This is a genomic window from Streptomyces sp. NPDC029292 (assembly GCF_055569295.1).
In genome coordinates, this window is the sequence record NZ_JBVHXR010000001.1 from 996,708 (window position 1) to 1,016,116 (window position 19,409).

At 70.8% G+C, this 19,409-nt stretch carries 16 protein-coding genes; 7 read left to right on the top strand and 9 right to left on the bottom strand.

Features of this window, described 5'->3' with window-relative positions:
• Nucleotides 1–154 precede the first annotated feature (154 nt).
• Both ACZ4WS_RS04530 and pssA read left to right on the top strand, forming a co-directional pair.
• Nucleotides 155–802: a phosphatidylserine decarboxylase gene (locus ACZ4WS_RS04530; protein ID WP_467976996.1), complete on the top strand. Its 648-nt coding sequence runs from the start codon at nucleotides 155–157 to the stop codon at nucleotides 800–802.
• A gap of 22 nt (nucleotides 803–824) precedes the next feature.
• Complete coding sequence (gene pssA / locus ACZ4WS_RS04535) at nucleotides 825–1,643, top strand: CDP-diacylglycerol--serine O-phosphatidyltransferase (protein ID WP_467977199.1); 819 nt, start codon at nucleotides 825–827, stop codon at nucleotides 1,641–1,643.
• Nucleotides 1,644–1,814: 171 nt separating this feature from the next.
• Here pssA and ACZ4WS_RS04540 read toward each other — a convergent pair whose 3' ends face one another.
• Nucleotides 1,815–2,951, bottom strand: a complete 1,137-nt coding sequence (locus ACZ4WS_RS04540) for a glycerate kinase (RefSeq protein ID WP_467976997.1) — start codon at nucleotides 2,949–2,951, stop codon at nucleotides 1,815–1,817.
• A 161-nt stretch (nucleotides 2,952–3,112) separates the two neighbouring features.
• Between ACZ4WS_RS04540 and ACZ4WS_RS04545 the strand changes: the two genes are divergently transcribed.
• The gene (locus ACZ4WS_RS04545) at nucleotides 3,113–4,189 is read left to right on the top strand and encodes an ADP-ribosylglycohydrolase family protein (RefSeq protein ID WP_467976999.1); all 1,077 of its coding nucleotides are present in this window, start codon (nucleotides 3,113–3,115) and stop codon (nucleotides 4,187–4,189) included.
• A gap of 66 nt (nucleotides 4,190–4,255) precedes the next feature.
• Here ACZ4WS_RS04545 and ACZ4WS_RS04550 read toward each other — a convergent pair whose 3' ends face one another.
• The 3 genes from ACZ4WS_RS04550 to ACZ4WS_RS04560 form a co-directional block, all read right to left on the bottom strand.
• Nucleotides 4,256–4,969, bottom strand: a complete 714-nt coding sequence (locus ACZ4WS_RS04550) for a heparin lyase I family protein (RefSeq protein WP_467977000.1) — start codon at nucleotides 4,967–4,969, stop codon at nucleotides 4,256–4,258.
• Between the two features lie 45 nt (nucleotides 4,970–5,014).
• The gene (locus ACZ4WS_RS04555) at nucleotides 5,015–7,468 is read right to left on the bottom strand and encodes a polysaccharide lyase 8 family protein (RefSeq protein ID WP_467977002.1); all 2,454 of its coding nucleotides are present in this window, start codon (nucleotides 7,466–7,468) and stop codon (nucleotides 5,015–5,017) included.
• A 113-nt stretch (nucleotides 7,469–7,581) separates the two neighbouring features.
• Entirely contained in the window at nucleotides 7,582–8,466 is an 885-nt protein-coding gene (locus ACZ4WS_RS04560) for an SDR family NAD(P)-dependent oxidoreductase (RefSeq protein WP_467977004.1), read from the bottom strand.
• Between the two features lie 85 nt (nucleotides 8,467–8,551).
• Here ACZ4WS_RS04560 and ACZ4WS_RS04565 point away from each other — a divergent pair, with 85 nt between their 5' ends.
• Together ACZ4WS_RS04565 and ACZ4WS_RS04570 are read left to right on the top strand one after the other, a co-directional pair.
• On the top strand, nucleotides 8,552–9,451 hold the full coding sequence (locus ACZ4WS_RS04565; protein ID WP_467977006.1) for a helix-turn-helix transcriptional regulator: 900 nt from the start codon (nucleotides 8,552–8,554) through the stop codon (nucleotides 9,449–9,451).
• Nucleotides 9,448–9,939 carry an NUDIX domain-containing protein gene (locus ACZ4WS_RS04570; RefSeq protein WP_467977008.1) on the top strand — a complete coding sequence of 164 codons (492 nt, stop codon included), beginning with the start codon at nucleotides 9,448–9,450 and terminating at the stop codon, nucleotides 9,937–9,939. Before ACZ4WS_RS04565 ends, ACZ4WS_RS04570 begins: the two co-directional genes overlap by 4 nt.
• A gap of 259 nt (nucleotides 9,940–10,198) precedes the next feature.
• Here the strand turns inward: ACZ4WS_RS04570 and ACZ4WS_RS04575 are convergent, their stop codons facing one another.
• Together ACZ4WS_RS04575 and ACZ4WS_RS04580 are read right to left on the bottom strand one after the other, a co-directional pair.
• Nucleotides 10,199–10,795: a DUF3159 domain-containing protein gene (locus tag ACZ4WS_RS04575; protein ID WP_467977010.1), complete on the bottom strand. Its 597-nt coding sequence runs from the start codon at nucleotides 10,793–10,795 to the stop codon at nucleotides 10,199–10,201.
• Nucleotides 10,796–10,978: 183 nt separating this feature from the next.
• Nucleotides 10,979–13,624, bottom strand: a complete 2,646-nt coding sequence (locus ACZ4WS_RS04580; protein ID WP_467977012.1) for an amino acid permease — start codon at nucleotides 13,622–13,624, stop codon at nucleotides 10,979–10,981.
• A gap of 576 nt (nucleotides 13,625–14,200) precedes the next feature.
• Here ACZ4WS_RS04580 and ACZ4WS_RS04585 point away from each other — a divergent pair.
• Nucleotides 14,201–14,926 carry an SIR2 family NAD-dependent protein deacylase gene (locus ACZ4WS_RS04585; RefSeq protein ID WP_467977013.1) on the top strand — a complete coding sequence of 242 codons (726 nt, stop codon included), beginning with the start codon at nucleotides 14,201–14,203 and terminating at the stop codon, nucleotides 14,924–14,926.
• Between the two features lie 46 nt (nucleotides 14,927–14,972).
• Here the strand turns inward: ACZ4WS_RS04585 and ACZ4WS_RS04590 are convergent, their stop codons facing one another.
• The 3 genes from ACZ4WS_RS04590 to ACZ4WS_RS04600 all read right to left on the bottom strand — a co-directional run bounded on the left by ACZ4WS_RS04590 (nucleotide 14,973) and on the right by ACZ4WS_RS04600 (nucleotide 19,002).
• Nucleotides 14,973–15,455, bottom strand: coding sequence for a methylated-DNA--[protein]-cysteine S-methyltransferase (locus ACZ4WS_RS04590; RefSeq protein ID WP_467977014.1), 483 nt, complete (start codon nucleotides 15,453–15,455; stop codon nucleotides 14,973–14,975).
• Nucleotides 15,456–15,464: 9 nt separating this feature from the next.
• Nucleotides 15,465–16,934 (bottom strand): AlkA N-terminal domain-containing protein, encoded by a 1,470-nt coding sequence (locus tag ACZ4WS_RS04595; RefSeq protein WP_467977201.1) that lies wholly within the window; start codon nucleotides 16,932–16,934, stop codon nucleotides 15,465–15,467.
• 82 nt (nucleotides 16,935–17,016) lie between these two features.
• Complete coding sequence (locus ACZ4WS_RS04600; RefSeq protein ID WP_467977016.1) at nucleotides 17,017–19,002, bottom strand: heavy metal translocating P-type ATPase; 1,986 nt, start codon at nucleotides 19,000–19,002, stop codon at nucleotides 17,017–17,019.
• Nucleotides 19,003–19,037: 35 nt separating this feature from the next.
• Between ACZ4WS_RS04600 and ACZ4WS_RS04605 the strand changes: the two genes are divergently transcribed.
• Nucleotides 19,038–19,400, top strand: coding sequence for an ArsR/SmtB family transcription factor (locus tag ACZ4WS_RS04605; protein WP_467977018.1), 363 nt, complete (start codon nucleotides 19,038–19,040; stop codon nucleotides 19,398–19,400).
• Nucleotides 19,401–19,409: the final 9 nt, after the last annotated feature.

The window sequence follows — 19,409 nt, forward strand, 5'->3', positions numbered from 1 at the left end:
TGTTTTCTTCGAGAAGAAGATCACACCCCGTCAACACTCTTCGGCCGCCGACTCGGCTTCCTGGCTTGCCCAGTTGCGGCCCGCGACCGGTACGATCCCGGGAAAGCCGCCGTCCCCCGTTACAGCGCGGCATCATCCGCTACGAAGGTCATCCATGCCCCACAGCCAAACCTCTGCACCACGCGGCCGGGTCCGCCTCGCGCGCGGAGCATCGCCGTGGCTTCTCCCGACCGTTGCCACCGCAGCACTCAGCCTGGCCAAGGCACGCCGCTCCGGCGCCGCCAAGGCCGTGGCCGTACCCGCCACCGCGCTGGCGGCGGGCATGCTGTGGTTCTTCCGCGACCCCGAGCGCGAGATCACTCAGGGCCGGGTCATCTCGCCCGCCGACGGTGTGGTGCAGAGCATCATGCCGTGGAAGGACGGACGCACCCGCGTCGCGATCTTCATGAGCCCGCTCAACGTCCACGTCAACCGCGCGCCGCTCTCCGGCACGGTGACCTCGGTCGAGCACATCCCCGGTGGGTTCGTTCCGGCGTTCAACAAGGAGAGCGAGAACAACGAGCGTGTCGTCTGGCACTTCGACACCGAGCTCGGTGACATCGAGATGATCCAGATCGCCGGCGCGGTCGCCCGTCGTATCGTTCCTTATATCCCTCAGGGTACGAAGGTCGAGCAGGGCGACCGGATCGGTCTGATCCGCTTCGGCTCGCGCGTCGACATCTACCTCCCCGAGGGTGTCGAGGTCGATGTGGAGGTCGGTCAGAAGACCGTGGCTGGGGTGACTCGAATTGACCGTGATTGATCCCGAGACACAGACCGGCTGGGTGCCGGAGGCCGACGAGGTGGACGACGAGGAGGAGATGCCCCTCTCGCTCCGCCTCTCAATAGCGGACACCCTCACCCTCGGTAACGCCACGTGCGGGTTCATGGCGGTGTACTTCACCACCACGGGCATCCTCATCCCGCACCTCACGGGCAGCCAGGAGACGGGCATGGCGCGCCACAGCGCCGCCACGGCCGTCATCCTCATGCTCTGCGCGGCGGTCTTCGACCTCTTCGACGGACTGGTCGCCCGCAAGCTGCGCTCCTCCCCCATGGGCGCCGAGCTGGACAACCTGTCCGACCTGATCAGCTTCGGGCTCGCGCCCGCGTACTTCGTGCTGGTCTACGGCATGGTCGCGGACGACGCGCATCAGCGGGTGGCGGCGGTCGGGGCCATCGTGGTCCTGCTCGCGGTCGTACTCCGCCTCGCGCGCTTCTCCTGCGTCACCGTCAAGGACGGCACGTTCCAGGGCATGCCGTCGCCGTTCGGTGCGCTCACCGTCGTCTCCATCGTGCTGCTGGAGCTGCCATTCGTCGCCACGCTCATGGCGATCATCGGTACCGCGTGGCTGATGGTGAGCCGGGTCGAGTACCCGAAGCCGCGGGGGCGCCTCGCCGGGGCGATGCTCTCCTGGATCGTGCTCAGCATGGGGCTGCTGGCGGCCTGGGCCTTCGACGCGCCGAGCGGTCAGCTGCTCCTCCAGACGGGCTGTGCGCTGCAGCTGGTCATGGGTGCGGTGATTCCCCTCTTCGCCACGGCTCGGAAGGTGAACAACTTCCGGGACAATCGCCGAGAGGCGCGGACGGCGCAGCTGCCGTAGCGGTGGTGCTTGTACGTGCCGAAGGGCCCCGAACCTGATTGGTTCGGGGCCCTTCGGCTTTGCATGGCTGTTCGGCTGCGGGTGGGCGGGGGCTGGTCGCACAGCTCCCCGCGCCTCTGAAGGGGCGCGGGGAACTGCGCAATCTTTCAGGGGGGCGAAAACCGCTTTCCGTCAGGCCAGGAAGTCCCGCGCGATGTTCTCCGCCACGCGCTCCAGGATCGGCCCCGCGTCGGCGATGCACTTCGCGACGTCGGGCTCGACCTCCGTGAGGGCGTACGCACGCCGGATGCCCGCCTTCCCCAGGGCCTCCGGGGCAAGCGCGAGGCGGCCGCAGACCGCGACGACCTCCTTGCCCTCGGCGCGGGCGGCGGCGGCGACACCGGCGGGAGCCTTGCCGTGGAGGGTCTGCTCGTCGAGGGACCCCTCGCCGGTGATCACCAGCGTGGCACGGTCCAAGGCGGGAGCGAAGCCGAGGACGTCGAGCATGACCTCGATGCCGGGGCGGAAGCGGGCGCCGATGACGAGGGCGCCGTAGCCGATGCCGCCCGCGGCGCCGGCGCCGGGCGCGGCCGCGTACTCGGCGGCCCTGGGGCCGATGGCCTTCTCCAGGACGGTCGCGAAGTGGGCGAGGGCCGCGTCCAGGGTGGCCACGTCGTCGGGGCTGGCGCCCTTCTGGGGGCCGTACACGGCGGGGGCGCCCTTGGGACCCGTCAGCGGGTTGTCCACGTCGCTGGCGAGGACGAAGTCGATGGCGGAGAGCCGGGCGTCGAGGCCGGAGAGATCGGCGGTCACGACGTCACGCAGCGCGGCACCGCCAGGGGCCACCGGCTCACCGTCCACGTCGAGGAAGCGCGCGCCCAGCGCGGACAGCATCCCCGCGCCCCCGTCCGTCGTGGCGCTGCCGCCGACGCCGAACACGATCGTGCGCGCACCGGCGTCCAGCGCGGCCCGCAGCAGTTCTCCGGAGCCGTACGTCGAGGACGTGAGCGGCGCGAAGACCCCGGCGGGCAGCCGCTGCAGCCCGCTCGCCTCAGCCATCTCCACGACCGCGGTGTCACCGCGCAGCGCGTACGCCGCCGTCACCTCGTCGCCCAGCGGCCCGGCGACCCGCACCTCACGCCGCTCGAACCCGGCCGCGACCGCCGCGTCGACGGTCCCGTCGCCACCGTCGGCCACCGGCAGCGCCTCGACCTCGACACGCGGCGCGACCCGGCGCAGCCCGGCCGTCACGCGCTCGGCGACCTGTACGGCCGTCAGCGATCCCTTGAACTTGTCCGCGGCGATGAGCACACGCGGGGTCCGATTCACAGCAGCGTCCGCCACCTTGCATTCCCCTTGCTTTCCGGGCCTTGCTCACGTCAAGGCAGTCGCGCCGCTGCGACCTTAACCGGAGGAAGCCCCCGCCGTCATGCCCCGACCGAACCGCGGAACAACGCGCGCGCCCGCCCGGAATTGGGTAAACCGGAGCCATGACCCCTGTGGGCACTGAGCTCGCCGACCGCATCCTCGGGGGCTGGCTGGGCCGGATCGCGGGCAACATGCTCGGCAAGCCGGTCGAGCAGGGCGACCACTGGACGCGGGAACGCATCGACCGCTATCTGCGGCAGGCCGCGGCCCTGCCCCTCACCGACTACCTCCCCGAGCCCGCCGAGGGCAGCGACGAGAGCGACGGGTTCGAGCTGCGGCCCGAGTGGCGGAGTTGCGTGCGCGGCCGTATCCACGGCAGCTGCCGGGACGACGACGTGGACTACGCCATCCTGGGGCTCGATCTGCTGGAGACGCACGGCTTCGGCTTCAGCACCGAGCAGGTCGGTGACCTGTGGCTGCTGCGGCTGCCGTATCTGCAGACGTTCACGGCGGAGCGGGCCGCGTACCGCAACCTCGCCAATGGGCTCAAGCCGCCGCTGACGGCGACGTACGACAATCCCTGTCAGGAGTGGATCGGCGCTCTCATCCGCGCCGACGTCTACGGCTGGACCAGCCCGGGAGTGCCGCGCCGCGCCGCCTCCCTCGCCCGCCGCGACGCCGTGCTCTCGCACACCGGCAACGGCGTGTACGGCGCCATGTGGGCGGCGGCGCTGATCTCCGCCGCCTTCACCGCCCCGACCGTGCGGCACGCGCTGGACACGGCGCTCACCGTGATCCCCGAGAGCAGTCGCCTCGCGCGCACCGTGCGCCGGGTGCTGACGCTCCACGAGACCCGGATGACCTGGGAGGACACGCTCACCACGGTGGCCGCGGAGACCGCGGGATTCGGCTGGATCCACACGATCCCGAACGCCGCGGTCCTCACGGCCGGGCTCCTGTACGGCGACGGCGACTTCACCCGCACCATCACACTGACCGTCCGTGGCGGCCTGGACACCGACTCGAACGGCGCGACCGCGGGCTCCGTCGCGGGCGTGCTGTGCGGGGCCGCGGCGATCCCGGACCAGTGGAAGGACCCGCTGGAAGACACGGTCCGCAGTGCGGTGTTCGGTTTCGACAGGGTGCGGATCAGTGAGCTGGCCGACCGGACGCTGCGGGTGATGGAGAGGGAGGTCTAGAGGCGCCCCTGCTCCGGAGGTCCAGGGGTGCCCCTGGACCTCCGGCAGGGAACCGGGGGCACCTCCCTACGGCGCGACGTCCTCGTACGTCGTGCCGACCTTGAGGCTGTCGATCCAGTTGATGCCCGCCGTGTCCTCGATCTCGGCCCCGTACGTGCCCCACTTGGGCTTGTTGAGCGTGTCCCAGGTGCGGCCGACGTAGCGGGTGGAGCCGTCGGAGAGGGTCTGCTTGACGCCGTTGTAGTAGAGCTCGATCCAGCCGCCGGTCGCCGATTCCGAGGTGTGGATGCCGAGCGCGATGTGCTTCCAGGTGTCGACGGTGATCGCCTGGCTCCACAGCAGGATCCAGGTGCCGTCTTCCGTGATGTGGAACAGCCGCAGCTCACCGCCTTCGACCTTCATGAGCACCGGGTAGTTCTGGGTGCTGTTCGGATACGACTTCCACTGGAAGATCGTCGCCGCGTCGTCGGTGTTGGTGGCGGTCTCCCAGCCCAGGTAGTACGTGTTGTTGTTCGCGAAGACGTACTCGGAGCCGTTCACCGAGATTCCGCGTCCCTCGCAACGGCGAAGGCCGGCCGGTTTGTTGAACTTGAAGATCGAGCCGCGGTCCTCACGGACGGCGACCGTGATGCTGCCGGGGTCGTCGCATTCGACGCCGGCGAAGACGCCGGTTCCGGCGGAGGCGTCACCGTCCCAGGTGACGGAGGCGGAGGCGGGCGAGGCCATCAGGAGGACGAGGGAGAACCCGATGGCCGGAAGCGTGCTGAGCGCTTTGCGCATGGCGAACTGCCTTCTGCTGGAGGAGGAGGAGGAGAGGGCGGAGTGTCAGGCGAGCTTGACCGTCACCTTGTGGGTGGCTCCGATCGAGCCGCTCAGATCGCCGAAGGTGAGCGTCAGCGAGGAGCCCGTCTCGGCCGCCGTGACCGAGGACGCCTTGGACACGACCGACCTGACGGGCCGCTTCCAGGTGAGGGTGAGCCCGGTGACCTCGCGTGCCGGGTCGGCGACGCCGATCACGGCCGTGCCGTCCCGCTTCTCGTGGATCAGTACGCTCACGGGGGCGCTCGCCGTGACCTTGCCGACCGTGCCCGCGGCCCAGAAGTTGACGCCCGTGAAGCCGAGGGAGGGAACGCGAATGCCCTGCGCGCTCGCGGAGTTCGCCAGGGTGACCAGCCAGTCGCGGTCCTGGGCACGGGCCGCGGTGCGCCGCTCGCTCGCGCCCGGCATCAGGATGTAGGCGTACGAGGCATCGGCCGGGTCGGTGCCGTGGTCGGCCAGCAGCGTCACATAGCGGCGGGTCACCTCGACGGTCGAGCAGCCGGTGTTGATGGCCTGCCAGGTCCCGGTGCGCTCCTCGCGCAGCGCCGTGAGCGTCGTTCCGCCCGGGAAGACGTATCCGCCGTGGCCCGCCAGATGCGCCCAGCCGGCTCGGTCCAGGGTGTCGCTCCACCCCAGGTCACCGGGCTGTGTGCGGCCGTTGACGGTAAGGGCCGCGGTGCCGTCCGCGCCGAGGTTGCGGTTGTCGACGACCGTCTCGACGCCCGTGCCGTCGCCGCCGGTGATGCCCGCTCCGAGGCACACCACCGAGTCGTCCAGGAAGAACCAGGTCTTCTTCGCCTCCATGGTGGAGGAGAGCCCCTTGAGGTGCTGGCCGCTGACTCCGTACGTGCCGTCCGTGGTGCCGCCGACCCAGCTGACGGCCGGACGTGCCGCGCCCCAGATGCCACCCTCGCCGTCGGTCAGGGGCTTGCGGGAGGCCGTGGTGCCGGGCAGCCGGTAGGGGTCCACCGTGGGCCAGAAGCCGTCGCTGTACTGGCCTCCGTCGCCGTCGGCCCACCAGTACAGCATTCCCGAACCGGTGTGCCAGGCATGGAGGTTCTCGCCGTTGCCGTTCTCGTAGTACGTGATCCGCTCGGAGGCCATGCTGACCGACGCCGCCCAGTCCCTGGTGCGGTGCACGGCCCGGTCCATGCCCGGGAACAGCTTGTGGCCGGGCGTCTCGGCGAGGGCACTGACGGAGGTGTCGTCGAGGACGGACAGGACCCGGGAGAGGGGGGCCACGCCGAGGGTGGTGCCCGCGGTGACGTCGCAGTGGGTGTCGCGCTGGAACCAGCCCTTCGCCAGGGACTTCCAGCGCGTGTACTCCTCCGAACTCGCGCCCTGGCCGAGCAGCAGGATGTGGCCGATGACGGTATGGCCGCGCAGATGGTCGTCCTGCTGGATCTGCAGCGGGTCGCTCGCGTACAGGCCGCGGCTGATGGCGCGTCCGGAGACGCCGTCCATCATCAGGCCGTCGCGGATGAAGGGGGCGTACGCCGACTCGACGGCGTCGAGGAAGAGCTGCCGCCGGGCGTCCGTGACCGCCCACGTCGAGCCGCCGAGCAGGGCGAAGAGCTTGCTGAGGCCGTCGATCAGCACGGCGCCGTAGCTGCCGGTGTACGGGACCCAGGTGTGCTGGATGAGTGAGCCGTCGGCGTACAGGCCGTCGCCGGTGGTCACGTACGGGAAGACCGGCGAGATGGCGTCGCGGGCGAGGGCGATCTTGGCGGCGGTGCCGTCGAGGATGCCGCGCAGGGCGAGTACGCGGCACAGGTCGATGCGGTTGGCGCCGGTGCTGGTGCCCGTGTACGCGGCGACCGCGGAGTCCGGGACGAAGTGGTCGACGGCCTTGACGGTGGCGGAGATCTGCTCGGCCGACAAGTGCTCGTACATCATCACGCTGATGTCGAGGAGGGCTTGCGGGGCGCCGATCTGCCAGTTGTACCAGTTGCCGTAGCTGGTCTGGTTCTCGTTGTAGACCTGGGTGTTGAGGTGGTCCAGGGCGATGAGGACGTCGGCCTTGAGCTGTTCGTCGCCCGTGACGCCGGTGCCGGGCTGGCTGAACGCCTCGGCCATGGTCTTGAGGCGGGTGTAGCTGGTCTGGATGTTCGCGGAGTAGCCGTAGGACTCGGTGTCCTTGTCGGGTTCGGGGTCGGCGAACACCAGGGTCGGCCAGAGCGATCCGGCGGCGGGGACCATCTCCGCCCGGTAGGTCCGGGCCGTGGTGCCGAGGGTGGCGAGCTTGGACTTGAAGGGCTCGGCGGTCGGGCTGAAGCCCTCACCGAGGATGAGCGTGCGCCATCTGGCGCGCAGCGTCGCGAACTCGTCCGCCTCTTCCGCGGCGGCGGAAGAGGCGGTGGCTCCGAGCAGGGCGGTGGTGGCGGTGCCGGTCAGGCCGAGCGCGAACGCGGAACTTCCCGTGGTGGCAAGGAAGCCGCGTCGTGACCAAGGGGTCGTCATGGGGGTCTCCGGGGGCAAGGAGAGGGCAGCGTTACCGCTGCAAAGTGAGCGCTTTCTAGCACCCCACGAACCAAACGCTCAATACTAACGGTCGAATTGATCGTTTCGATCGTTCAACTCACTCCGGTTGGTGTGGAGTTGTCACGCTCCAGGCGGCCGAAGCTGTCGGCGCGGAGGCCCATCGCACGCAGCATCAGCCGGTCCCGCGTCCCGGTCGGCAGGAACCGCAGCAGCGCGAGGGCGCGTCCGTCGCGTCCGGTGGTGTAGAGGGTGTCGGGGCGGCGTGCGGTCAGGGCGCGTACGACGGCGTCGACCGCCGGGGCGACGGGTCCGAGCGGCTGACGGGCCGCCGCGGCCTGTACGGCGTCCAGCGCGCCCGCGTACCGGTGCCGGGTTTCGGGTGAGCCCGCCCAGCCCATGTCCGCGCTCGCCTTGTCCGACGTGGTGAAGATGGCGGTGTCCATGGCGCCCGGCTCGACCAGGGAGACCTTGACGCCCTGGTGGCGCAGTTCCATCCGCAGGGCCTGGGTGAGCGCCGCGAGGGCGGCCTTGGACGCGGCGATCGGACCGAAGAAGGGCGGTGTGACGCGGGCGGAGACGGCACCGAGGTTGACGATCCGGCCGCCGGCCGTCCGCAGAGCGGGCAGGAAGGCTCGGATCACCGCCGCCTGCCCGATCACGTTGATGTCGAACTGGCGGCGCCATGCCTCGGTCGGCACCAGTTCGACGGGGCCCTGTCCCATGACGCCCGCGCTGTTGACCAGACCGTCGAGACGTGGGCCGACGACGTCCGCGGCCGCCGCGAGGGACTCCTCGTCCGTCAGGTCGAGGAGGACGGGGGTCAGGCCGGCGTCGCGCAGCGCTTCGGCGTCCGCGGGTTTGCGGTGCGCGGCGTACACGATCCAGCCGTCGGCGCACAGCCTCCGCGCGAGCGCGCCACCGACACCACCGGTGGCACCGGTGACGAGAACGGTTCGGGGAGGGGTCAGCTCAGCCACAAGGGCCGCCTTTCACAAGGGAGTTCCGCTGTCCCTCCCACCCTCCGCCAGGCGGCACCCCCGTTGAAGAGTGCAGAATTTACTGGTGGCAGCGACACCAGCATCAGAACCCGGCACCGGCGATCAGGGCCGCGGCACGCTCGCGGCGTCATCGAACGATCACGGCCGCAAGGCCCTAGCCGCCTTCCTGCGCTCCCGCCGCGAGCGCGCCGACCCCGCGGCGACCGGACTGCCACCGGGTGGCCGCCGCCGCACCCCAGGGCTGCGCCGCGAGGAGGTGTCGCTGCTCTCCGGCGTGAGCCTGACCTGGTACACCTGGCTCGAACAGGGCCGTGACATCCATGTCTCCCCGCAGATCCTGCTCGCCCTGACCCGCGCCCTCCAGCTCGACGAGGTCGAACGCGCCCATCTCTTCCGGCTCGCGGGCCTGCCCGTGCCCGAACCCGCCGCACGTTCCCTGGAGGTCCCGGACGCCGTCCGCACCTTCCTGGACAAGCTCATGCCCAACCCGGCGTTCGTCATCGACCGCTGCTTCGACATCCTCGCCTGGAACTCGGCGCAGGAGCGGATCCTCGGCCCGGCCCTGCTGGACCGCCCGCGCCGCGAACTCAACAGCGTCTGGATGCTGTTCCGCGTCCCGGAGGTCCGCGCGCTGATGCCGGAGTGGGAGAAGGAGGCCCGCTGGCTGGCGGGACTGCTGCGCCAGCAGGCGGCGTACGAACTCGACAACCCGCGCTTCTCCGAACTGGTCACCGAACTCCTGGAAACCAGCCCCTACTTCGCCGAGGTCTGGGAGACCCACGACGTCATCGAGTTCCGCTCCTCCGTACGCCGCTACCAGCACCCCGACGTCGGCGACCTCGAAGTGACGTACGTACGCATGGCGTTGGAGGAGGCCCCCCGGCTGAGCCTGATCTGCCATTTCGCCGAGCCGGGCAGCGAGTCCGACGAACGGCTGCGGAAGCTCGTTACGCTTCGTGGATGACCACTCAGGACTTCGCCACGTACATCGCGGGCCTCCCCCGCGTCCTCGCCGGGGCCGCTGCCCTCTTCCGTGACGCCGACGGGCGCGTGCTGCTCGTCGAGCCGAACTACCGGGAGGGCTGGGCCCTGCCGGGCGGCACCGTCGAGTCGGACGACGGGGAGACCCCGCGCCAGGGCGCCCGCCGCGAGACTGCCGAGGAGATCGGTCTCGACAGGGAACTCGGCCGCCTCCTCGCCGTCGACTGGGTGCACGGGACGGCGCGGCCCCCGCTGGTGGCCTACCTGTACGACGGCGGCGTGCTCGGCGACGACGACCTCAAGGCGATCCGCCTGCAGGAGGAGGAGCTGCTGTCGTGGCGACTGGTGCCGCGCCTGGAGCTGGCCGAGTATCTGCCGGGCGCCCTGGGGCGGCGCGTGCTCGCCGCGCTCGACGTACTGGCGGAGGGCGCGGGGACGGCCGAGCTGGAGAACGGCCACCGGGTGGGCTGACCGGGCGCGGTTCAGCCCTCGACGTCCCGCGGCTTGATGTCCACCGCACGCAGTCCCTCGTCGCGCTCGGTGACCCTGGCCTCCGTGCGCCTTGGCCATGGGCGGACCCTGACTCACGTCGGCCTGGGCCTGGCCAACCCGGCGCTGTACACCCTGATGTACGGCAGCTGCCGTCCCGCGCCCTCACCGGCAGCCGTCGCCGGCCCCGGATCGGCCCGACGGTGTGCGCGCACACGTCCCCCGGCGTCGGTCCAAGCGCTCAGGCAACGGCGCGCTCGGCGCCGTGTCTTGCGGCGTACTGGTCGGGATAGCGTTCCGTGAACCGGACGGCCAGGACCAGAAGAGCCACGGGAATGATCCAGTTCAGCCAGTCCGACGTGCCTTTGGTGTGTGCGGCGATCACGCCCAGCACCGCAGTGGCCGCGAACGCGGCGGACCAGACCGCGGTGAGGACGAGGTTGATGTGCCGGAACGTCGGCGAATCCCAGTACTCGCGCGGCGTCGACTCACGGGCGTACTGAGTCGTGAACGGCACGAACGCAAGGGAGACGAGGGCGACGACGGCGATGACCCCGTTCGCGAGAGTCTGCGCATAGGTCTCCAGCCAGATGAGCTGGTGCCGGTCGAGGGCCAGCGCGAGCAAGCTGAGAACCGCGAAGAAGACGATCCCGGTCATCTCGAGGATCTTGAAGCTGCCCCGTCGCATGTCACCCAGGCTGAGCACGATGGAGGCCAACAGGGCTGCCAGGGCCGCGTACTCCCACGTACTGGGGCTCGCCACGACATCGAAGATGATCCAGGGGGCGAACGCGAAGAAGAGGTTGCCCGTCCGCTTGGCCGATCCCGTGTCTGCCACAAAGCGCCTCCCGTCGTGCCGGGACTGGGTGGGGGCACTGAGCCCTCCTGCCCATTCCATCGTGGCTTCAGCCACCGCTCTTCGCATCCGATGCACCCCTGCCCCGGACGTCAGTGACCCACCCCCTGAGGTCGGGGAAGGGAGTCACAGGCGTACGCCGATTTCTCCGCCCTCGGAAAGGTGCTACTGGCCGTCCGCCGGCGGCAGGTCCTGCTCGGTCCAGATTGTCTTGCCGGTGGGGGTGTAGCGCGTGCCCCAGTGGTGGGTCATCTGGGCGATGATGAACAGGCCCCGGCCTCCCTCGTCGTCGCTCGCGGCGTGCCGCAGATTGGGCGTGGTGTGGCCGGTGTCGGAGACTTCGCAGATCAGGGTCCGGTCGCGGATCAGGCGTACCTGGATCGGGCCGCCGACGTAGCGGATGGCGTTGGTGACCAGTTCGCTGACGATGAGCTCGCTGGTGAACGTCAGCTCGTCCAGCCCCCAGTCGCGGAGCTGCTTGCTGACGGCGGTGCGGATGGTGGCCACCGCCGCCGGGTCCGGCGGCAGTTCCCACTCGGTGAACTGGTTCCGGTCGAGCAGGCGCGTGCGGGCCAAGAGCAGCGTCGCGTCCTCGTCCACCGGCCCGGGCAGCAGGGTGGTCACCGCCCGGTCACACAGCTCTTCCAGGGACGCTCGGTCGTCGGCGAGGACCTGGGACAGCTGCGCGAGCCCGGCGTCACGGCCGTCGGTCGCCTGGAGGAGGCCGCCCGTGAAGAGGGCGACGAGACTGCCCGGCGGGAGCTCCAGCTCCGTGCTCTGGTAGGGCAGGCCACCGATTCCCAGCGGCGGTCCGGGGGGCAGCTCCGGATAGTCGACGACGCCCGTGTGCGGTTCGACGACCGCCATCACCGACTCCCCGGCCCGCGCCAGGCTGCACTTCCCCGAGCCGGGGTCGTACACCGCATACAGGCAGGTCACGCCCAGGGCTTCGTCGGCCTGCGGCCTCGGGTGGCCCGGGCCGTGGCCGACCCGGCTCTCCTGCGTGGTCTGCTCGACCAGGTCGTCCAGGCGGGACAGGAGCTCGTCCGGGGTCAGGTCCAGCCGGGCCAGGACGCGCACACCCGTGCGCAAGCGGCCCATGGTGGCCGCGGCGCGCAGGCCGTGACCGAGCACGTCCCCGACGACCAGGCCGACCCGGGTGCCCGACAGGGGGATGACGTCGTACCAGTCGCCGCCCACCCCGGACCCGCTGTCGGCGGGCAGGTAGCGCCTCGCCGAGTCAAGGGCGGTGTGCGACGGCAGGTGGCGCGGAAGCAGGCTCCGCTGGAGTCTGAGGGCCACGGCGTGGCCACGGGTGACCACCGGCATCAGCAGGAGACCGAGCAGCAGGGCGCCCAGGCCCAGGACGGTGACTCCGCCGGTCGGTCCGATCAGCGGCAGGTCGACGCTGGTCGCGCCGTACCCGGGGTCCGCGTAGACGAAGGTGGCGTAGACGAACAGGCAGAGCATCATCAGCCCACCCAGCCCTGGCAGGACGCCCTTGAAGACAAGGTCCTTGGTGCTGCGGGTGAGGATCTTGCGGTGGTACCAGACGCAGGCGAAGCCGGTCAGCCCGTAGTGGAACGCGATCGCGAGGCCCACCGAATCGATCGAGTCGGCCAGCACGTTCCCGCTGAAGGAGGCCAGCAGGATGAGCACGGCGATCGAGACCGCTCCCATGCCGACGGTCGACCAGGTCGGGGTGAGGAACTTGCGGTGGACCCGGGCGAACCGGGCGGGGAGGGCCTTGTGGACCGCCATGGAGAAGACGGTCCGGGCCAGGGGCAGGATGGTGGTCTGGGTGGAGGCCAGCGCCGAGGTCAGCACCATCAGGATCAGCAGTCTCGACAGGACAAGCCCTGTGTCGTGGCTCCCGAAGACGGCCTCGCCCAGTCCGGAGAACACATCGCCCGAGTTGCTGATGTTGCCCAGCCCGACGCCCGAGGAGCCGACTCCGGCGAAGGCCTGCGCCGAGGTGGACACCAGCGCGTACATGATCAGGAGCAACACGGTGGACATGACTGCGGCGCGCCCGGGGATGCGTGTGCTGTCGATGGTTTCCTCGTTGATCGAGACAGCGGTGTCCCAGCCCCAGTAGATGAAGACTCCCGCCAGGAGGCCCGAAGTGAGGGCCTTCACCGAGGACACCTCGAAGGGGTTGAACCAGGAGGCGGAGACATGGATCGCCGTCGGGGGAGCATCGGTGTAGACCCTGACCAGCGCGGCGACGGCGAAAAGGACCAGCATCCCCACTTCCAGGCACAGCAGCCAACGCTGGACGGCGGCCGAGAACTCGATGCCGACATAGCAGACCGTGGTCATCACGGCGATCCAGACGATGCCCGCCACGGTGGTCCACAGCCGGTCCTCCGCCAGTCCGTTCAGGCCCACCAGCCGAAAGCTGTAGATACCGGCGATCTCGGCGAGGCTCGCCATGACGATGACGTTGGCGACGATGATGCCCCAGCCGCCCATCCAGCCGGTGCGTGGGCCGAAGGCGCGGGTTGCCCAGGTGAAGGTGGTTCCGCAGTCGGCGTTGCTCGCGTTCAGCTCCCGGTAGGCGTACGCGATCAGCAGCATAGGGACGAACGCCAGCATGATGACGATCGGGGCCTGCAGGCCGACCGCCGCCACGATGAGGCCCAGCGTTGCGGCGAGGCTGTAGGCCGGGGCGGTGGAGGCCAGCCCGATGACCACCGAGGAGAACATGCCCAGGGCGTTGTTCTTGAGCCCTTTCCGGCCGGCCCCCGTCCCGGGAGCGGGGCGGCCGGCGGACTCGGCGCCGCCGAAGTGCCTCACACTTGATTCCAACGCGGGCCACTCCCCTCCGCAACAGCGCAGGGGCAGCAGGAAAGCCGCCGGTCACACAACCGGGCAGCCCCCGGGTGACGCCCGCGCGCCGGCCGCCCCCTGTGACTGCCACGGTGCACGACGGCGATCCGGCCGTTCCCTGCCGCTCGCGGAGCGAGCCGCCTTGAACCCGGCAGATAAGGTGCTCAGCCGTCTCCGAATGCGCCCGACCCACACCGACTCACCTTGAGGTCGCCGCACACCACTGAGCCCCCTCCGCATCAGGAAGGGGCTCAGAAGGTCACACAGCCGTACGGAGGCCCGTACCGAGCTCAGACCCGCTTCCCCCACTGCGTGGATGTCCGAGGAGCCTCTGGGCTCCGGCAGGGGCGTTCGAGGGCTGCGCTGCGGGGCCGGCTTCCGACAACCAGAAGCGCCGACAGCAGCCCAGGCGGCAGCCACCTCGTCCTCACTCGCCCCGCCAGGGCTTCAATCACCCGTTCGAGTGCCTCGCTCACCTCAGTGCGCGTGACCGCTCGGCGCCGGCGCGGCGTTCTTCGCCGTCGCCCTCTCGGCGCCATGTCCTACCCTCGGCGCATGAACAAGCCTCTGGTCGCCATCCTCAGCGGCGCTGGTGTCTCCACCGATTCCGGGATCCCTGATTATCGCGGGCCGAACGGGCTGTGGCGGCGGGATCCCGAGGCCGAGAAGCTCGTCACCTACGAGTACTACATGAGCGATCCGGAGATCCGGCGCCGGTCCTGGCAGATGCGGCGCAAGAGCCGGACGCTGCAGGCGGAACCCAACACGGCCCATCGCGCGGTGGCCGAGCTGGAGCGGTCCGGGGTGCCGGTGCGGGTGATCACGCAGAACGTGGACGGGCTGCACCAGCTCGCCGGGATGCCGGCGCGGAAGGTGCTGGAACTGCACGGGACCGCGCGGACCGTGGTGTGCGTCGAGTGCCACGCGAAGGCGCCCATGGAGGACGCGCTCGCGCGGGTCGAGGCCGGTGAGGACGATCCGCCGTGCCTGGAGTGCGGCGGGATCCTCAAGTCGGCGACGGTGATGTTCGGCCAGCGGCTCGACCCGGTGGTGCTGGGTGAGGCGGTCGCCATCACCAAGGCGTGCCAGCTGTTCATCGCGGTCGGCAGCAGCCTGCAGGTGCAGCCCGCCGCCGGGCTCGCGGGGATCGCCGCCGACCACGGCGCCCGGCTCGTCATTGTCAACGCCGAGCCGACGCCCTACGACGAACGGGCCGACGAGATCGTACGGGAGCCGATCGGCACCGCCCTGCCTGAGCTGCTGCGCAAGCTGGCCGACTAGAGGAAGCGGCCGGCGGAGGGGGCTGGAGAGCGCTGGAAGAGGGCGGCTAGAAGAGAGCTGCTCCGCTCTCGAAGTCCAGCAGCCGCTTCTTGCGGTCCAGGCCGCCGCCGTATCCCGTGAGGCTGCCGTTCGCGCCGACGACGCGGTGACAGGGCACGATGATGCCGATCGGGTTCTTGCCGTTGGCGAGGCCGACCGCGCGCGAGGCCTTGGGGTTGCCGAGGGCGTCGGCCAGTTCGCCGTACGAGCGGATCTCGCCGTACGGGATCTTCTGGAGCTGTTCCCAGACGGTGCGCTGGAAGGGCGTGCCGTCCAGGTGCAGGGGAAGATCGAAGTCCTTCAAGTCGCCCGCGAAATAGGCCCGTAGCTGGGCGGTCACCTCGTCGAACGGGGTGTCGTCGGGCTCACCGAAGTTCTCCTCCGGTGGACGGTGGCGCTGGCCGACCATGTAGAGGCCGCACAGGACGCCGTCGGTGGCGACGAGCGTGAGGGGCCCGTACGGGCTGTCGACGACTGTGTGTTGCTTCACTGAACGTCCTTACACAGGCAGGAAGTTGATCGGGTGGCTGTCGGTCGCCCACAGGTACTGGACGGCGTACGCCCGCCAGGGCCGCCAGGCCGCGGCGCGTGCCGTGAGGGCGGCCGGGGTCGATGGCAGGCCCAACTCTTGGGCGGCGCGGCGGATTCCGAGGTCGGTGGGGAGGAAGGCGTCGGGGTCGCCGAGCGCGCGCATCGCGATGACGTCGACCGTCCAGGGGCCGAAGCCGGGGAGGGCGAGGAGACGGGCTCGGGCTTCCGCCCAGTCGCTCTCGACGCCCAAGTGGAGGGTTCCGTCGGCGAGTTGGCGTACGAGTGTGGTGAAGGTGGCACGGCGGGTGCTGGGCATCGCGAGCGACTCGGGGTCGAGTGCCGCGAGCGCCGCGGCCGAAGGGAAGAGGTGAGTGAGGCCGCCCTCCGGGTCGTCGACGGGTTCGCCGTGCGCGGTGACCAGGCGCGCCGCGTGGGTGCGGGCGGCGGCCGTGGAGACCTGCTGGCCCAGGACGGCCCGTACCGCGAACTCGGCCTCGTCGACCGTGCGCGGCACCCGGCGGCCCGGCGCCTTGTCGACGAGCGGGGCGAGCAGCGGGTCGGTGCGCAGCTGGTCGTCGACGGCGACCGGGTCGGCGTCCAGGTCGAGCATGCGGCGGCAGCGGCTGATGGCGACGGGCAGGTCGCGCAGGTCGCTGAGGGTGAGGCGGCAGGCGATGTGGTCGGAGTTCGGGGTGAGGGCGACGATTCCGTGGCCGTAGGGCAGGCGCAGCGTGCGCCGGTACGCACCGTCGCGCCACTCCTCGACGCCGGGTACGGCGGTCGCGGCGAGGTGGCCGAAGAGGTTGTCGGGGTTGAGCGGGGCACGGAAGGGGAGCCGGAGGCTCAGCACCCCCGGAGCACTCGCGGCGCGATGCTTGGGCACCCGGGTACGCAGCTCGCTCGGTGACAGCGCGAAGACCTCGTGCACGGTGTCGTTGAAGGTGCGGATCGAGGAGAACCCCGCCGCGAAGGCGATCTCCGCCATGGGGAGCGGGGTGGTCTCGATGAGCAGCCGTGCGGTCTGGGCGCGCTGGGCGCGGGCGAGCGCGAGCGGTCCGGCGCCCAGTTCGGCCAGCAGCTGCCGCTCGATCTGGCGGGTGCTGTAGCCGAGCCGGGTGGCGAGGCCGGGTACGCCCTCGCGGTCCACCACCCCGTCGCCGATCAGGCGCATCGCGCGGGCCACGAGGTCGGCGCGCTGGTTCCACTCGGGCGAGCCGGGGCTGGTGTCCGGGCGGCAGCGCTTGCAGGCCCGGAACCCGGCCTGCTGGCAGGCCGCCGCGCTCGGGTAGAACGTCATGTTCTCCGGCTTCGGCGGCACCACCGGGCAGCTCGGCCGGCAGTAGATCCGTGTGGTCACAACCGCTGTGAAGAACCATCCGTCGAAGCGCGCGTCCTTCGACTGGACGGCGCGCACGCAGCGCTCGGTGTCGGTGTGCATCGCGTTCTGCATGCCTCAAGCATCGGGCACCCGCGAGGACGGGGCTGGCGAGAAAACGACATGTACCTTGCCCGGCCTGCGGCTAGGACCTGTCCTGTTTCCGCCATGCCGACTCCCGGAGCAGCCGCAGCCCGTTCAGGCCGACGAGGACCGTGGACCCTTCGTGGCCCGCGACGCCGAGCGGCAGCGGAAGGTGGCCGACGAGGTCCCACAGGACGAGAGTCGTGATGAAGGTACCCGCGATGACGAGATTCTGCGTGACCAGGTGACGGGCCGCACGAGACAGCCGTACGACCGAGGGGATGGCCGCCAGTTCGTCGCGGACGACGACGGCGTCGGCGGTCTCCAGGGCGAGGTCGGATCCGGCGCGGCCCATGGCGATCCCGGAGTGGGCGGCGGCCAGGGCGGGGGCGTCGTTGACGCCGTCTCCGACGAACAGCACCTTGTGGTCGGCCTGTTGGAGGTCTCGTACCGCCAGAACCTTGTCCTCGGGCAGCAGACCGGCGCGTACGTCGGTGATGCCGGTGGCGGTGGCCACCCGGGCGGCGGCGCGCGGGTTGTCGCCGGTGAGCAGGACGGGAGAGGTGACCGTCAGGGCGGTGAGCGCGGAGACGGTCTCGGGGGCGTCGGGGCGGAGGCGGTCGGTGAGAGCGAGGGTGCCGACGGGGGCACCGTCGCGTTCCACGACGACGACCGTGTCGTCGGCGGAATCGGCGGAATCGGCGTCGTGGGCGGCGCCGGCGCGCATGTCCGGGCGGCCGACCGTGATGACGTGGCCGTGGACCGTGGCGGTGACGCCGTGGCCCGGCTTCGCCGTGAAGTCGTCGGCGGGTGCGAGGCGCAGGCCGCGGGCGCGGGCGGCGGCGACGATCGCGCGGGCCAGTGGATGTTCGCTGGGGTGCTCGGCGGCGGCCGCCAGGGCGAGAAGGGCGTCCTCGTCCAGGCCTGACCCGGGCGACGGTCGTACGGCCGTCACCTCGGGCGCGCCTTCGGTCAGCGTGCCGGTCTTGTCGAGGGCGGCCGTGTCGATCTCACCGAGGCGTTCCATCGCGACCGCCGACTTGACCAGGACACCGTGCCGTCCGGCGGTGGCGATGGCGGACAGCAGCGGCGGCATGGTGGCCAGCACGACCGCGCACGGAGAGGCGACGATCATGAAGGTCATCGCCCGCAGCAGCGCCCCGGTGAGGTCCGCGCCGAAGGCGAGGGGCACGGCGAAGACGGCGAGCGTGGCGGCCACCACGCCCACCGCGTACCGCTGTTCGACCTTCTCGATGAACAGCTGTGTGGGCGCCTTGGTGCGCGAGGCCTCCTCGACCAGGGTGACGATCCGGGCGATCACCGAGTCGGCGGGGTCGCGCTCGACGCGGACGCGCAGCGCGCCGGCGCCGTTGAGGGTGCCCGCGAAGACCTCGTCGCCGGGCGCCTTCACGACCGGCAGCGGTTCGCCGGTGATGGTGGCCTGGTCGGCCTCGCTGGTGCCGTCGAGGACCCGTCCGTCGGCGCCGATGCGCTCGCCGGGGCGGATCAACAGCAGGTCTCCGACGGCGAGTTGATCAACAGGGACCGACTCTTCGCCGTCGGCGGTCACCCTGGTCGCCGTGGCGGGCGCCAGGTCCAGCAGGCCGCGTACGGAGTCGGCGGTGCGGGCGGTGGCGAGGGCCTCCAGGGCGCCGGAGGTGGCGAAGATGACGATCAGGAGGGCGCCGTCCAGGACCTGTCCGATCGCGGCCGCGCCCAGGGCCGCGACGATCATCAGCAGGTCGACGTCCAGGGTCTTCTCGCGCAGCGCCCGCAGCCCTTCGAGGGCGGGCTCCCAGCCTCCGGCGACGTACGCGATCGCGTAGAGCGGGCCGTATGCCCAGCTGGGCGCGGAGCCGAGGTGCAGCGCGAGCGCGAGCAGGAAGGCGGCGGTCGCCAGGAGCGCCCAGCGGGCCTCGGGCAGCGCGAGGACGCGCGTGTGGCGCCGAGGGGGCGCCGGGGCGGGCCGGCCGGCGACGGGCGGCGGGGCAAGGGTGGGAGACACACGAGACACAGGGGCACCATACAGGAACACATGAAGACTCATTCATATCTTCATATGCGGTGGGTAGGATGCGGCCCATGGGTCATGGAGCCGTCACCGCCGCGCAGGACGCCACCGAGCGCGTACGTCTGGACGCGGCCAACGTCGCGAAGGTGGCCACCACGCTCCAGGCACTGTCGACCCCCTCCCGCCTGCTGATCCTCGCGCGGCTGCGCGAAGGACCGCTTCCGGCGACGGAGTTGGCCGCCGAGGTGGGCATGGAACAGTCCGCGTGCTCGCACCAGCTGCGACTGCTGCGCAATCTGGGCCTGGTGGTCGGCGAGCGCAGCGGCCGCTCGGTCGTGTACGCGCTCCACGACCACCATGTCGCCGAACTCCTCGATCAGGCGGTCTACCACGTGGAGCATCTGCGGCTCGGCCTCAGTGACACCCCCGAATGACGTGACGCG